Source organism: Nitrosomonas marina, assembly GCF_900110145.1.
Classification (GTDB): domain Bacteria; phylum Pseudomonadota; class Gammaproteobacteria; order Burkholderiales; family Nitrosomonadaceae; genus Nitrosomonas; species Nitrosomonas marina.
This window is the reverse complement of record NZ_FOCP01000014.1, coordinates 44424-59304: the sequence shown is the minus strand read 5'-3', so window position 1 is coordinate 59304 and position 14881 is coordinate 44424. Positions and strand designations below refer to the sequence as shown.

Below are 14881 nucleotides of genomic sequence, written 5' to 3'. Positions count from 1 at the left end.
GAAAAAACTGGACCTTGAACTGTATTGCTTCGAAGATTGAACACATGGATATCGCGACAACGGCATTAGGCACGTTTGGTCATATCCAGCAAATCTGAGCACAATCTGATTTTGGGTGCCAGCAATAACAAGGAGAAGATATGAGACTGATACTTTGGGTGTTAGTACTGTTTGCTGCTGCAGTTGCCGTTGCACTGGCAATCGAAGAGTATGGAACAGGTCATCTTGTCGTGGAAGTACCGCAATTTGAAAAAATTGAAGTGTCACTTGATTACGCCTTAGCTGGGTTAATTGCGGCATTTATTGTTTTTTACATTCTGGTCCGAATTTTGAACGGATTACTGAATCGCCGGGATATCAGAGCAGAATCTTTGATGCAGACTGGTATAAAAGCATTCTTTGAGGGTGATTACGATTATGCCAAAAAATGCGGTGCAAAAGGCTTTAGACTGGCAAAAACACCGCTCGTCAAAGCTATTAATTCGGTAATCGCAATTCGTTCGGCCCAGCAGACAGCAGATATTTCGACACGTAACAAACTACTGGAAAAAACGGCGAAAACCTTACAGGATGAAAGAGCCCTGCACTTGGTAACCAAAGCCGAAATGCTGCTCAATGATGGCAATTATCAGGATGCTTTGAATACTCTGCAGGAATTATATTCTAAAGGCGGCCTGCAGCCCACAGCCGTTCTGGAATTAGAAATGGAAGCGCAACGACAGTCCTGCAACTGGGATGCCGTGCTTGAAATCAGTCGCATTCTGATCCATCGTCACCCGCTGAACAAAAAACATTATGAAGCTATCCAGCATCAGGCGCACCTTGAAAATTTTAAAATCAAGACGACTGATCTCGGTGCACTGAACAAGTACTGGAACAGTTTATCTGAGACTGAGCAAAAAAGCAGTCGCGTGGCAGCCGCCGCAACGCGCGCTTATATCGCATTGGGCGACTGCGCTACTGCACATAAAATTGTGGAACAAAATGTGAAAACGGATTGGGATCCGGAATTAATCGCTTTGTATTCAGAATGTCTGAATTATCATGTCAACAGACAAATTGAATGCGCAGAAGTCTGGTTGAAATCAGAGCCAAATAATGCAGGCCTGCTATTAACACTTGGCAAATTATGCACACATTGCGAGCTTTGGGGAAAGGCGCAGAATTATCTTGAAGCCAGCCTGTCTGTCGAACCAACACCAATTGCACACTTCGCTTTGGCGCAACTGAATGAAAAGCTGGGTAAACATGAGCAGGCTATGGATCAGTACAACAAAGCTCTTGAATTGACTCTAAAACGGGGCTCCTCAAGCTAACCAGATCACCAAAACAGCTAACATACTGCTGATTTGTATCGGATACTGATTAAGTAAACAGCTATGATTGACTCGTTGAGGGCGTGAATACATCAGAAAAAAAGCCGTCTCTGGGAAGTTTACGTAAAGCGGTAAAATCCTGATAGGCGGCTTTAACCATTACCGGGGAACCACAGGCATACACCTGATGGCGCTCAAGTGTAGGAAAATCTTCCATAACTGCTTGATGTACAAAACCAGTTCTGCCTTGCCAATTGTCTTCAGGTAGTGCATCAGACAGTACGGGAATAAATGTGAAATTATCATGTTGCTGCTGCCATTGTTCAGCCAGCTCTGCCATATAAAGATCGGCCTTGGTGCGCACACCCCAGTAGAGTCGCATCGTGCGTTTGTGATCTTTGCCGGCCTCCTGATAAAAAACATGTTCAAGAATACTTTTTATCGGCGCAAAACCTGTACCGCCAGCAATGAAAATAATCGGCACATCGTCGTCGACAGTGTCACGCAGGAAAAATGAACCAAGTGGCCCTTCGAAGCGAAGAATGTCCTTTATCTTCATTTTGGTAAATACATGCTCTGCAAATACTCCCCCCGGATAATTGCGTGCATGCAATTGCAACACATCATCATCATGAGGCGCATTTGCAAGCGAGAAGCTGCGCCGCTTACCGTCTTTGAGCAGGATATCAATATACTGACCTGCAAGAAACTGAAGACGCTGGTTGGCGGGCAATTTGAGAGACACAATCATCACATCCGGTGCAACTCGTTCAAGCTTTTCAACACGGGTCGGCAATGTTTTAATCTCGATATCCTTAATTGCACCAATCTCATGACACTCGATGACCAGATCGGTTTGTGGTGACGCACAACAAAACAATGCGAGTCCGGCCTGTTTTTCGTCTTCTGTCAGCGTCTCCTCATCATAGTTTCCGTAATCGACAGAACCGCTTAGAATTCTGCCTTTACAGATTCCACAGGAACCATTACGGCACCCATAGGGCAATGAGAAGCCTTCCCGCAAAGCGGATTGCAAAATAGTTTCACCTGGTGCAACATGCAAAACATGCTCACTGGGCTTTATAATAATTCGACGCGACATGTGATTATTGAGCAAAGAACCAAAAATAAACAGGACGAAAACATACAATGAAAAAAACAGTGCTCATTGTCGGGTGCGGCGATATTGCGCTACGCACCGTACGGCTATTGCGAACTCACTACCGGCTGTTCGGCTTATTTCGTAAACCGGAAAAAGCTGAGCCTTTTCGTCTGTTCGATGTCGTTCCCGTCATAGGCGATCTGGACCAACCTGATAGCCTAGGTCGAATCGCAGGCATTGCACAAATTGTGATACATCTGGCACCCCCCCCACATCGCGGCACCCGGGATACGCGCACAGCTAATTTGCTCTCTGCACTATCAAAACAGACGAAATCCAAACATATGATTCTACCACAACGGTTTATCTATATCAGTACCAGCGGCGTATATGGAGATTGCCAAGGTGCCATGATTGACGAAACCAGGCCACTGAATCCTCTGAGTGACCGTGCCAGACGCAGGAAGAATGCTGAAACCCAAATCCGCAAATGGAGCATCCGCAATCACGTACCTGTTTCGATATTGCGCGTACCAGGGATTTACGCTGAAAGCCGTCTGCCCTTGAAGCGTATCCGGGAAAGTTTGCCGGCTTTTGTAGACAAAGATGACGGCTATACCAACCATATTCATGCCAATGATCTTGCGCATATTATCTGTGCAACGATACACCGTGCAAAACCCGGTAGAACTTACAACACAACTGACGACACTGAAATGAAAATGGGTGACTATTTCGACCTCGTTGCTGATCGGTTCGGCCTTCCCCGTCCTCCACGTATACCGCGTGATCAGGCTAATGGTCGCATCTCGCCGGCCATGCTGTCTTTTATGAATGAATCCAGACGTATCAGCAATTCCCGCATGAAGAAAGAGTTACGCATCAAGCTGCAGTACCCAACGGTGGTAGAGGGAATTCAAGATGCACTCCCATATACAGCAAAATAATCGACAACCCAATCTTTAGAAGTCCAGTCGATCGAAAAAACCGCGACTGATAATTGACAATCCTTGTAAAGAATAAAACGAAACGTATTTATCTATTAATAAAACTATCAATATCCAGATTTTAGTCAGTATTGGGAGTAACTCGAAACATTTTACAAAAATTCATGCGACATGCTTCTCTGAGGCAACTGCGAGCTTGTTTTTTCCGGAAGAAATCTACAAAACAATATAAATATGGTAACAATGCCTCATCAGAACGGCATGCGGCAATAAAGATGTTTACAATTTTGCAGCCCTGAAATTCGCGGAAAAACTTCTTCAGTGCCTCTCTTTTTAAATGAAATGAAATATCAGATTCCCAGGCACCCTGTCGAACTAAAGTTTCAATTGATTAAGTCGTAGAAAGAATTTTCTAACCAAAAATGTTGGGTTCGCCACTATGAAAATAAGCGTAAATTATAAATCTGGACAACGACAAACATTTATTGTACCAAAAACGATGCTAGCAACGGATTTTCGAAATCTGGCGGAGGGAATTGGTGGAAAAATAGAAAATATTGAATTCTCATTGGAAGACCAGCAAATAAGTCTTCGTAACACAGAATTACAAGAATCGCTGCACATAACCGAATAAAAAAGAACATATCGCCTGCCTGACAGACACAGGCCTGGCATGATCACAGGCCCAGCCTCCCATGCACTGCATTAGACTCACTTGTTGTCATATGCTCTAAAACGGTATGTCGTCTTCCATATCATCAAATCCATTACTACCCCTGTTGTATGTAGACTGATCGGATTTTGGCTCATTAGTATTGTCCGCGGATGAATCAAAACTGTCGCTGCCCGTCCGACCACCCAACATTTTCATGTCCGTGGCAATAATCTCGGTGGTATAACGGTCTACACCGTTTTTATCCGTCCATTTTCTGGTTTCCAGCCTACCTTCGACGTAAACCGGTCGTCCTTTCTTCAGATACTCTCCTGCAATTTCAGCCAGCTTTCGGTAAAAAGTAACACGATGCCACTCTGTTTTTTCCTGCTTCTCACCGTTTTTGTCTTTCCAGGTGTCTGTAGTCGCTACGGAAATATTCGTCACAGCATCGCCGTTAGACATATAACGCGTTTCAGGGTCCCTTCCCAGATTACCGATGAGTATAACTTTATTGACTGAAGCCATTAGCTTCTTCCTCCTTATCTTCCAGCAACTTATTCACACTTTCTTCATCAAAACCCGCCATGTCAACCTTCAGATATGCAACTCTCTCATTCGCCAGAACCAGCGCCTCGCGTACGCCGGATAATGCAGCCAGTTGCTCTGACAGTTTTTGAGACTCGCCCGTATCCATTTCCTGCACATGATACATCTTCGATCGAACCGCTGCTGGTGCTTTCATGGTGTATGCGAGTATTAACCATAATGCTAATAACCCACTGCAAAATGCATACAGCCCAAGATTACCGTGGTGTTCCATTAAATATCCTCCAATAGCGGCACCGGTAAAAGCCCCGAGAAACTGGGTGCTGCTATAGACGCCTATCGCCGTACCTTTTGCCCCAACTGGTGCAATTTTTGAAATCAACGAAGGCAGACTGGCCTCGAGCAAGTTGAATGCGGCAAAAAAAATCAGCAATGCAAACATTGTCCCCCGAATCGTGTCAACAGTCATCGCCAGGAATATTTGACCACATAGCAACAGCGCGATTGCGGCCACGAACACTTGTTTTAATCTGGCTTTCTTTTCTCCATAAATGATAGCCGGTATAACTAGCACCATGGAAAAAAACAAAACTGGCAAATAAATTTGCCAGTGATCTTCGACCGCCATTCCAGCCTCTCGTAATGTCAATGGCACGAGAAGCCAGAGCGCCATCAATGTGGCATGAAGCGCAAAAATGCCGTAGTTCAAACGTAACAGCTGCGCATTACGTAGTACACTGCCTAAACTGTCCGTTGACGCTTCTGTATCTGAGTGAAAGCGACTGATGTGCGGGTCCGGGATCAGCAGTTTAACGACCAAAATTGCGACCAACGCCAGAATGCCTGTCATCGCAAAAATTCCTGGAACGCCAATCCATTGATTCAGCGCAGGTGCAACGGCCAGTGACAAGGCAAAAACTGTCCCGATTGTCATTCCAATGACGGCCATCGCTTTGGTACGATGCTCTTCCCGAGTCAAATCCGCAGCCAGCGCCATTATCGCGGCTGAAATCGCACCCGCCCCCTGAATGATGCGTCCAAATATCACCCAGTAAATATCGCCTGCTACAGCAGCAACAAAGCTTCCAACGGCAAAAAGCATCAAACCAAAATAAATAACCGGTTTTCGTCCTATTCGATCAGACAGCCAGCCCATCGGTATTTGCAGAATTGCCTGCGTAAGGCCATAAGCACCCAGTGCAATGCCAACTAATGTATAGTTATCCCCCCCGGGCAAGTGTTCCGCATAAAACGCAAAAACAGGCAAAATAACGAACAATCCAAACATGCGCAAACCATAGATACCGGCTAATCCGGATGTGGCACGCCACTCTGTTCGCGACATTTTTTCAGATGATATTGAAGCAGACATAAATCAGGTTATGTGTTTTCTAAAAAGTTGGGTATATTATCAGGTTGACTCGTTCATAGATAGCCAATGGAATTGATTAGAATTCGTGGTGCGCGCACCCATAATCTGAAAAATATCAATCTTGATCTGCCGCGTAACAAACTTATCGTAATAACCGGGCTTTCCGGATCCGGGAAATCCTCGCTTGCATTCGATACACTTTATGCAGAAGGGCAACGGCGCTACGTGGAATCGCTTTCCGCCTATGCCAGACAATTTCTGCAACTGATGGAAAAACCCGATGTCGATTCGATTGAGGGTCTTTCACCGGCCATTGCCATTGAACAAAAAGCGACATCGCACAATCCACGCTCCACAGTAGGCACCGTAACTGAAATTCATGACTATTTGCGCTTGCTGTTTGCACGCGTGGGCGATCCGCAATGCCCAACGCATCATATCACGCTAACCGCGCAAAGCGTCTCACAAATGGTCGATCATGTGCTTGAACTGCCCGTCGATACACGACTGATGATTCTGTCGCCACTTATTGTTGGACGAAAAGGGGAACAGGCTGATTTATTTGACGAATTGCGTGCGCAAGGATTTATCCGTTTACGTATCGACGGCGATATACACGACATCGACGATTTACCCAAACTTCAAAAAAACAAAAAACATACTGTTGAGATAGTTGTTGATCGTTTGAAAATTTCACCAGATGCTAAGCAACGTCTGGCTGAATCATTCGAAACAGCCTTGCGCCATGCTGACGGACGCGCGCTCGCGGTAGAAATGGACAGCGGCAAGACGCACCTTTTCTCCGCAAAATTCAGCTGTCCAGTGTGTAGTTATTCGCTTTCAGAACTTGAACCCAGGCTGTTTTCCTTCAACAACCCAGTGGGAGCTTGCCAGCGGTGTGACGGCCTTGGCCAGATCACTTTTTTTGATCCGTCCCGCGTTGTGGCATTTCCACACTTATCATTGGCATCCGGCGCAGTAAAAAACTGGGACCGACGCAACCAGTTTTATTTTCAGTTGCTGACAAGTCTTGCAGGGCATTATGGCTTTGATTTAGAGACGCCTTTTGAGAAGCTGGACACGGCAATCCAGGAAATTATCCTGCATGGTTCAGGGCAGGAAAAAATACAATTCACTTATCTTAGCGAAGGCGGCAAAAAAAACAGTCAGAAACACGCATTCGAAGGCATCATCCCCAACCTTACCCGGCGTTATCACGAAACCGAATCGCAGACTGTACGCGAAGAACTCGGCAAATATCTGAATGCCAAGACATGTCCCGACTGTCAGGGCACCCGGCTTTGCGCAGCCGCACGCCATGTTTTGGTCGATAACAAAGCCATCTATGAAATCAGCGCGTTACCCCTCAAACAGACTAGAACATTCTTCGACCAATTGACTTTGCCCGGACACAAGCAATCCATTGCAGAAAGAATTGTCAAGGAAATCTCCAGCCGCTTGCAATTTCTGAATAACGTGGGACTGGATTACTTATCACTGGACCGATCCGCTGATACATTATCAGGCGGGGAGTCGCAGCGTATCCGACTGGCCAGTCAGATCGGTTCTGGCCTTACGGGTGTGATGTATGTTCTCGACGAACCGTCTATCGGATTACATCAGCGTGACAACGACCGTTTGCTCAAAACACTCGAACATTTGCGCGATCTGGGAAACAGCGTCATTGTCGTTGAGCATGATGAAGATGCCATCAAGTTGGCTGATTATGTTGTTGATATGGGGCCGGGCGCAGGCGAACATGGTGGTAAAGTGGTAGCCCATGGTGTGCCTGAATATATTCAAACACACCATGAATCCTTGACAGGTGCATACCTGGCCGGCAGATTGTCTATTAAAATTCCTGAGCATCGCACAGATCCGAACCGGAACAGAATGCTATGCATCAACGGCGCTTCCGGCAATAACCTGAAGAATCTGCATTTACACTTACCCGTTGGCCTGTTTGTTTGCATAACGGGCGTTTCCGGATCTGGCAAATCAACACTGATCAATGAAACGCTGTATCGCGCCGTTTCTCAGCATCTCTATGCGAGCACTGTCGGGCCGGCTCCTTATGAGAATATTCAAGGGCTGGAGTTTTTCGATAAAGTCATCAATATGGATCAGAGCCCTATCGGACGCACGCCAAGGTCTAATCCTGCGACCTATACCGGTTTATTTACACCAATTCGCGAGTTGTTTGCAGGTGTACCGCAAGCACGAGAGCGTGGCTACGCGCCAGGTCGTTTTTCATTCAATGTAAAGGGTGGACGTTGCGAAGCATGTCAGGGTGATGGTGTAATCAAAGTTGAAATGCATTTTTTGCCGGATATTTACGTGACTTGTGACGTTTGTCATGGCAAACGGTATAACCGTGAAACGCTGGAAATACAATACAAAGGCAAGAACATCAGTGACATTCTGCAAATGACTGTGGAAAGTGCATTTGATTTTTTTAACCCTGTACCTGTCGTTGCTCGCAAACTGCAAACACTGCTGGATGTCGGATTGGGCTATATTACTCTGGGGCAGTCCGCAACAACGCTTTCCGGCGGTGAAGCTCAGCGCGTCAAGCTATCACTGGAACTATCCAAGCGTGATACCGGCCGCACGCTGTATATACTCGATGAACCCACGACAGGTTTGCATTTCCAGGACATCGACATGCTACTCAGGGTACTGCACAGATTGCGTGATCATGGCAATACGGTAGTTGTCATCGAACATAATCTTGATGTCATTAAAACGGCTGACTGGATAATTGATCTGGGTCCCGAAGGCGGCGATGGAGGAGGATACATAGTGGCCGAGGGCACCCCCGAAGAAATAGCCATACATCGCGACAGTTATACTGGCCGCTATTTGCAGGATATATTGAAACGATGAATCTGCGCACCTGCTTGCTGGACAGTTTTCAGGCAGCTGTCGAGACAGCCAACCCGGCACACACCGTGCCACGCTATCTGCCCGATCCGGCCCATGTGAACGGACGCATGTTTGTTATCGGAGCAGGTAAGGCCTCTGCGGCAATGGCATTGGCGGTAGAGAGAAACTGGCCTGAAAACAAGGCGCTTGAAGGATTGGTGGTGACACGATATGGCTATGGTCAACCCACTCGAAGAATCAAAGTTGTAGAAGCCGGCCATCCTGTACCGGATTACAACGGCATGCTGGCCGCACAAATTATATTAAAGCAGGTTAAGTGCCTGACCGAACATGATTTTCTGCTGTGTTTATTCAGTGGTGGCGGCTCCAGTTTGCTGCCCCTGCCACCGGAAGGCATCACATTGGCGGATCTTCAGGAACTCACTGAACAACTTCTTCGTTGTGGCGCGAGCATTCAGGATATTAATACAATCCGCAAACATCTGTCCTGCATTCAAGGTGGCCAGCTCGCCGCCGCCTGTCGCGCTCCAGTTCGTGCGCTAATGATATCGGATGTCACCGGAGACGATCCCGCCCATATTGCTTCCGGCCCCTGCGCACCAGACCCAACGCATTTCTCCGATGCACTGGCAATACTGTCGTGTTACCAGCTTGACGTACCAGCCAGTATCAGAAATCGACTGACTGCCGGAGATCGGCAGCAACTGAATGAAACGCCTAAGCCCGGTGCTTCAATATTTAAACAGGTCGAAAATATTGTAATAGCCAGTGCTCACCAATCGCTCGCGGCCGCTAAAAATTTTTTTCAAAAACAGCATTTTAATACGTTGATACTGGGAGACACAGTAACCGGTGAGGCACGCGAAGTCGCAAAAGTCTTTGCCGCATTCATTAAAGAAATTCGCCGCCATCCGGATTTATTGAAACCGCCAGCAGCAATACTGTCTGGCGGCGAAACGACGGTCACGGTCAAAGGTAGCGGATGTGGCGGTCGCAACACAGAGTTTTTACTATCACTACTGATAGAGCTGGGTGGTCTGGATGGTGTTTATGCGCTGGCTTGCGATACGGATGGCATAGATGGCTCTGAAGACAATGCAGGCGCCCTGATAACACCCGATACTTTAGCGAGGGCCCGAGAAAAAAAAATTCAGGCCGGTGAATTACTGGCCAATAACGATGCATACCGTTTTTTTGAACAACTGGGTGATCTGGTGCTAACAGGCCCTACCTATACCAATGTGAATGATTATCGGGCGATGGTGATTGTTTAGATATCGAACAACCGATTAATTAACCGTGCAAGATCTCAGTTTGATCCACCTGTATGGAAGACACGAGATAGCCTGACTCATACCAGCGATGGATTATATATTCATAAAAAGCCTGGTTTCGCCGAATATCCTTTACTGATACCAGCGATTTTCCCCGTTCCGTCAAAATCACACAGCCAAGGTCAAGCTGATTATCCATATCGTTCTGAAAACCAATTTTGGTCGGCTTTCCACAATAAAACAACCGGGTATGCTTGCCAAATTTTTTTTTAACGAATCCACCAGGTTCATAGCTAACCAGCCCGCATGCTTCAAGCTGCTTGAGCGAATGCTCAGTAATCCCCTGATCGGTATAGACTGTTGCATTGACATCCAGTATGAGCGGCAGCGGTCCACCCTGTATCCAGATGAACTGATGCAGTACTGTAAACAGCCGTCTATTTTCCTCGCTCAATTCATGACCCGGTTGCGGCTGTGCATCCAGACAGGATTTCATCATTAGCTTCTATCGTTACAAGAATACTGTTGTAAAAAATACTTTCCCGTCAGCTTCTCAATCATTGTTTCATCGCACCCAAGATTGATTTTTGCTTATTTATCATTTTTTTGACTGCTGACATCGGTCACGTTTGAATCGACATCTGTTTCTTGTGTTTCACTTTGAGCGGTCTGGTCTGTTTGAATCTGTTTTTTACTTTTTTCAATCTCCTCATTTTTTGTTTTTGATTTGTCCGCTCGTTTCGCGCGATGCTTTAGCTCACTATTGATTTCATTGAGAAAATTGATGTTGTCCTGGCGGCGTTTCTCACCCTTGTACCAGGCGAGACAAGTCAACGACCCCATAACGATCAGTAATACATTAAGTACATCGACGCCATCAAAAAATATAAAAGCAATACCGGTCGAAACAGCGAAAGCACCGAGAAAGGCAGTAAAATGCCACATTTTATTTCCCGCTTTCTGGTAACGCTTGCTCAGCTCCTCAAGCTTATCGCGTGTTGAAATCAGCTCTTCGTCTGTCCATTTTTTCATGCTCATAGTGAGTAAATCTCCCATAATTCTTTTGTCGGTCCGACCGGGTTTACACATAGTATACCGATACGATACTGAGTGCTCTGTTTTCAATCTCGAAAATATTTTAATTCACTTCCACAGCTTTCTGTAATTCTAATTGCTTACCGTACCATTTGAACAAAGATCATATCTGAACGGGACAGTTCAGTCGTACCAATTGGTTGCTGAGGTAATGAAGGAGGATGCCGGAATGATCAAAATACTTCGGTTCCTGAAGCTATTTTTCATAAGAAACAAAAAAGGCACCTCAAAGGTGCCTTTTTTGTTTAAAACAATTTGTTCTTAGAAGTTGTGTCGTACACCAACTGTATATACGTTGCTGTCTCTAAAACCGGTAGCAACGTTGTTGTTATCAATCATGTTACGCTGGTAGCCACCGAAAAGGCTTGAGCGTTTGCTCAGATTGTGAATTGCACCTACTGTAAAAGTGCTGATTTCACGTTTTGAAGCAGCTGTTGTTGCTTCGGCCTCACCCATACCACCTTGTGCCAGCAAGCGGGTATTGCCGATTTCATACTCGCCACCCACAAACCAGAGATGTCCGTCACCGTTCACGTTCATGGCTGAATTACATTGTCCGCGCCCGCCATTGTTTGCACCTCCCAATGCTGTGCCACCCAATGCAGCTGCTGTTGTACAAGAGGCAGCACCGTTTATGCTAGCGTTGTTGATATTTTCATACTGACCACTCAAACGGAAACCCATGAAGCTCCAGGTAGCACCACCACGCCAGACTTCTTCGTCATCAGCGCCGATACCTTGAAAAGCTCTTTGGTTTGTACTGATATTATCTCTTGAGTAACCACCAAATACGCCAACGTTATGATCTGCTATGTTCGCTTCATACTTACCAGCGATCTGAAAATCCCATTCGCCATCTTCACCACCACTTGTGCTGTTAGGCGTGAAGTTGCTGGAATTAGGAACGCCGCCACCCAGTATAGGATCGAGGTTGTTAGAATCACCCGGCATCAACAAAGCTGCAAATGAAAAGCCTTCAACGGTTGGCGAATCATAACGGGCTGCACTGTTAACGAAACCTTGCGCGCCTGATCCCATACCATTTGCAGATGCAGTCATGGTACCACCGCTACCTGCTGCCTGGAGCGTAGTATAAGCGAATGGGTCAATTGTTTGACCACCGGCAAAATCCTTGAATGGAGATTGAACGCGACCGAATTTAACTTCACCCCAAGCATCATTAGCCAGAGCAACCCAACGTTCACGAGCAATGCCTATATCACCATTGCCGGTATTGAAACCAAACTCTAAATGGGCTTTTGCCTTCAGTCCACCACCAAGTTGCTCAACAACATGTACACCCCATCTTGAACGACCTGCTTCATCTCCGATCTGCGCCTGACTGCTCATACCATCGAAATCAATTGTAGAATATTCTGCCTGGACGCTACCAAACATAGTAACATTGGTTCCTTGTGCTGACGCAACCATTGGTGTTGCAAGCGCACCGGCAACTGCTAACGAAATAAGCTTCTTCTTCATAGGGAAGTTCTCCTTTAATGTTAAAACGACTGGGGGTCAACAATAAACCCAACTTTGTTCCGGTGGAATGCACCCCGCTTTTTTTCTGACCTCCCAATCTGGGAAGGTATGGATGGATTTTGCACAACACATCGCATTCCTGCAAGAAAAACAAATCTTTTTCTTGCAAAAAACAGACCAAATGTTGCTTTTGTGCAACACAATTGTTGTTTTTTCGCCTATAAAGGCTTTACGCTTAAATCACAATCCAGCCAACCAATCGAATAAAATATGTTTGTTTATGATTTTACTCGTAAAATTACTTGTTAAAGGAATATGCAAACCGTTTTTGGGCATCACGTATTACACAAAATTTCAATGAGCTGATCACCGTATTTATCCAGCTTATGCGCGCCAACACCGGCAACGCGCAGCAATTCATCCCTGTTTTGCGGGCTCAAACGCACTAGTTCCTTCAATGTCGCATCATGAAAAATAACATATGCGGGCACCCCATGTTCCCGGGCTGTTTTGGCACGCCAGTCGCGTAACTGATCCAGAAGTTGTTGCGCGCTTTGATCGAGGGTTGAAATGTTATTGACAGGCTGTTTTTTTTGCAGGGATTTTTTATGTTCGCGCTGTTGACGCAAAAAAACTTTTTGCTGACCTTTCAAAACAGCACGACTCGCATTTGTCAGACATAAGGCGCCATAACCATCATTGTCTGTTGTTAACAGACCAAGTGCTATCAATTGCCTGAATATTGCGCGCCAGGTTTTAACCGGCAAATCCTTTCCTATCCCGAATGTACTGATACATTCATGCTTCCAGTGCGTAACCTGTATTGTTTGATTGCCGCGCAGAACATCAATTAAATGCCCGGCGCCAAATTGTTGCCCGGTACGGTAAACGCAGGATAATGCCTTTTGTACAACGATAGTGGCATCCCAGGAATCCGGGGGATTCAAACAAACATCACAGTTACCGCAAGCCGTGAATGTAATCGATTCGCCAAAATAGTCCAGTAAATAAGCGCGACGACAGGTTGTTGTTTCACATAATGCCAGCATAGCTTCCAGTTTTTTGGTTGCAATCTGCTTGAATTGGGTCTGCGCCTCAGATTCTTCGATCATTCTTCGTTGCTGGATTACATCATTCAGCCCATAAGCCATCCAGGCGTTGGCTTTTTGCCCATCCCGACCGGCCCGACCTGTCTCCTGATAATAACCTTCGATACTTTTTGGCATATCCATGTGTGCAACAAAGCGGGCATCCGGTTTATCAATACCCATACCAAAAGCTATAGTTGCAACCATGACAATATTGTCTTCACGTAAAAATATTTCCTGATTCAGTGCTCGCTGATGTGGGCTCATTCCCGCATGGTAGGCCAAAGCATTTATGCCATGCGCGTTTAGCCATGCAGCGGTGTCTTCTGTTTTTTTTCGCGACAAACAATATACGATACCCGCATCATGCAAATGCTCGGATCGTATAAACGATAGCAACTGCTGCTTGCTGTTGACTTTATCAACTATCTGATAGTGGATATTGGGCCGGTCAAAACTGGACAGAAAGATTTCGGCATCATCCAGCGCCAATCGCTCGATGATTTCTTTGCGAGTAACATCGTCAGCCGTCGCCGTCAGGGCGATACGCGGCACATCAGGAAAACGTGTGTGAAGAACATTCAACTGACGGTACTCGGGACGAAAATCATGTCCCCACTGCGAAACGCAATGAGCTTCATCAATCGCAAACAATGCGAGCTGAATTCTGGCAATCAGGTCAAGAAAACGCCTGGTTAGCAGACGTTCCGGTGCGACATAGAGCAAATCGTAATCACCCGCCAGCAACTTTTGTTCGACGGCTTGCGCTTCTTCTACAGGAAGCGCCGAGTTCAGTACGGCAGCATCGATTCCTACCTCATTAAGCGCGGCCACCTGATTCTGCATCAATGAAATCAATGGAGAAACCACAATTGCAACACCTTTGCGCATTAGCGCGGGTATCTGATAGCAAAGCGATTTGCCTCCTCCCGTCGGCATCAATACCAGACAGTCATTTCCGTTAACCAGATGCTCGATAACATCGGCCTGCTGTCCCCGAAATGCCGGATATCCAAAAACTTCTTTCAGGATATTCAATGCATGCAACATATATTGACGTAGTTCGTGACTCTCGTGTTCGACTCTTTGAGTCGTCATTAACCTGTACGAAATAGAAA

12 protein-coding genes are annotated in these 14881 nt (G+C 46.2%); 5 read left to right on the top strand and 7 right to left on the bottom strand.

What is annotated here, in order from left to right; genetic code table 11:
• Positions 1–140: 140 nt before the first annotated feature.
• Entirely contained in the window at positions 141–1316 is a 1176-nt protein-coding gene (locus BMX44_RS10560; RefSeq protein WP_090632723.1) for a heme biosynthesis HemY N-terminal domain-containing protein, read from the top strand.
• A 61-nt stretch (positions 1317–1377) separates the two neighbouring features.
• Here the strand turns inward: BMX44_RS10560 and BMX44_RS10555 are convergent, their stop codons facing one another.
• A complete protein-coding gene (locus BMX44_RS10555; protein WP_090632790.1) occupies positions 1378–2418 on the bottom strand; it encodes a CDP-6-deoxy-delta-3,4-glucoseen reductase in 1041 nt (346 codons plus the stop codon).
• Positions 2419–2465: 47 nt separating this feature from the next.
• On the opposite strand from BMX44_RS10555, the gene BMX44_RS10550 reads away from it, so the two are divergent.
• Together BMX44_RS10550 and BMX44_RS17430 are read left to right on the top strand one after the other, a co-directional pair.
• Positions 2466–3365 carry an SDR family oxidoreductase gene (locus BMX44_RS10550; RefSeq protein WP_090632721.1) on the top strand — a complete coding sequence of 300 codons (900 nt, stop codon included), beginning with the start codon at positions 2466–2468 and terminating at the stop codon, positions 3363–3365.
• A gap of 499 nt (positions 3366–3864) precedes the next feature.
• Positions 3865–3999, top strand: a complete 135-nt coding sequence (locus BMX44_RS17430) for a hypothetical protein (RefSeq protein WP_281246248.1) — start codon at positions 3865–3867, stop codon at positions 3997–3999.
• Positions 4000–4095: 96 nt separating this feature from the next.
• Here BMX44_RS17430 and ssb read toward each other — a convergent pair whose 3' ends face one another.
• Positions 4096–4545 (bottom strand): single-stranded DNA-binding protein, encoded by a 450-nt coding sequence (ssb, locus tag BMX44_RS10540; protein ID WP_090632717.1) that lies wholly within the window; start codon positions 4543–4545, stop codon positions 4096–4098.
• On the bottom strand, positions 4529–5911 hold the full coding sequence (locus tag BMX44_RS10535; protein WP_090632787.1) for an MFS transporter: 1383 nt from the start codon (positions 5909–5911) through the stop codon (positions 4529–4531). The genes ssb and BMX44_RS10535 overlap by 17 nt, the downstream gene beginning before the upstream one ends.
• A gap of 93 nt (positions 5912–6004) precedes the next feature.
• On the opposite strand from BMX44_RS10535, the gene uvrA reads away from it, so the two are divergent.
• Positions 6005–8824, top strand: a complete 2820-nt coding sequence (gene uvrA, locus BMX44_RS10530) for an excinuclease ABC subunit UvrA (protein ID WP_090632715.1) — start codon at positions 6005–6007, stop codon at positions 8822–8824.
• On the top strand, positions 8821–10098 hold the full coding sequence (locus tag BMX44_RS10525) for a glycerate kinase type-2 family protein (RefSeq protein ID WP_090632713.1): 1278 nt from the start codon (positions 8821–8823) through the stop codon (positions 10096–10098). The genes uvrA and BMX44_RS10525 overlap by 4 nt, the downstream gene beginning before the upstream one ends.
• Before the next feature lie 19 nt (positions 10099–10117).
• Here BMX44_RS10525 and BMX44_RS10520 read toward each other — a convergent pair whose 3' ends face one another.
• From BMX44_RS10520 to recQ, 4 genes are all read right to left on the bottom strand, one after another.
• Complete coding sequence (locus BMX44_RS10520; RefSeq protein WP_245738906.1) at positions 10118–10597, bottom strand: hypothetical protein; 480 nt, start codon at positions 10595–10597, stop codon at positions 10118–10120.
• A gap of 92 nt (positions 10598–10689) precedes the next feature.
• Entirely contained in the window at positions 10690–11136 is a 447-nt protein-coding gene (locus BMX44_RS10515; RefSeq protein ID WP_090632708.1) for a hypothetical protein, read from the bottom strand.
• A gap of 318 nt (positions 11137–11454) precedes the next feature.
• Positions 11455–12675 carry a porin gene (locus tag BMX44_RS10510; protein WP_090632706.1) on the bottom strand — a complete coding sequence of 407 codons (1221 nt, stop codon included), beginning with the start codon at positions 12673–12675 and terminating at the stop codon, positions 11455–11457.
• 335 nt (positions 12676–13010) lie between these two features.
• Positions 13011–14861, bottom strand: a complete 1851-nt coding sequence (recQ, locus tag BMX44_RS10500; RefSeq protein ID WP_245738905.1) for a DNA helicase RecQ — start codon at positions 14859–14861, stop codon at positions 13011–13013.
• Positions 14862–14881 lie beyond the last annotated feature (20 nt).

What these genes read in the sequence shown, in the direction of transcription:
- BMX44_RS10560 (WP_090632723.1), top strand. Translation starts at nt 141, where the DNA reads ATGAGACTGATACTTTGGGTGTTAGTACTGTTTGCTGCTGCAGTTGCC.
- BMX44_RS10555 (WP_090632790.1), bottom strand. Translation starts at nt 2,418, where the DNA reads ATGTCGCGTCGAATTATTATAAAGCCCAGTGAGCATGTTTTGCATGTT.
- BMX44_RS10550 (WP_090632721.1), top strand. Translation starts at nt 2,466, where the DNA reads ATGAAAAAAACAGTGCTCATTGTCGGGTGCGGCGATATTGCGCTACGC.
- BMX44_RS17430 (WP_281246248.1), top strand. Translation starts at nt 3,865, where the DNA reads ATGCTAGCAACGGATTTTCGAAATCTGGCGGAGGGAATTGGTGGAAAA.
- ssb (WP_090632717.1), bottom strand. Translation starts at nt 4,545, where the DNA reads ATGGCTTCAGTCAATAAAGTTATACTCATCGGTAATCTGGGAAGGGAC.
- BMX44_RS10535 (WP_090632787.1), bottom strand. Translation starts at nt 5,911, where the DNA reads ATGTCGCGAACAGAGTGGCGTGCCACATCCGGATTAGCCGGTATCTAT.
- uvrA (WP_090632715.1), top strand. Translation starts at nt 6,005, where the DNA reads ATGGAATTGATTAGAATTCGTGGTGCGCGCACCCATAATCTGAAAAAT.
- BMX44_RS10525 (WP_090632713.1), top strand. Translation starts at nt 8,821, where the DNA reads ATGAATCTGCGCACCTGCTTGCTGGACAGTTTTCAGGCAGCTGTCGAG.
- BMX44_RS10520 (WP_245738906.1), bottom strand. Translation starts at nt 10,597, where the DNA reads ATGATGAAATCCTGTCTGGATGCACAGCCGCAACCGGGTCATGAATTG.
- BMX44_RS10515 (WP_090632708.1), bottom strand. Translation starts at nt 11,136, where the DNA reads ATGAGCATGAAAAAATGGACAGACGAAGAGCTGATTTCAACACGCGAT.
- BMX44_RS10510 (WP_090632706.1), bottom strand. Translation starts at nt 12,675, where the DNA reads ATGAAGAAGAAGCTTATTTCGTTAGCAGTTGCCGGTGCGCTTGCAACA.
- recQ (WP_245738905.1), bottom strand. Translation starts at nt 14,861, where the DNA reads ATGACGACTCAAAGAGTCGAACACGAGAGTCACGAACTACGTCAATAT.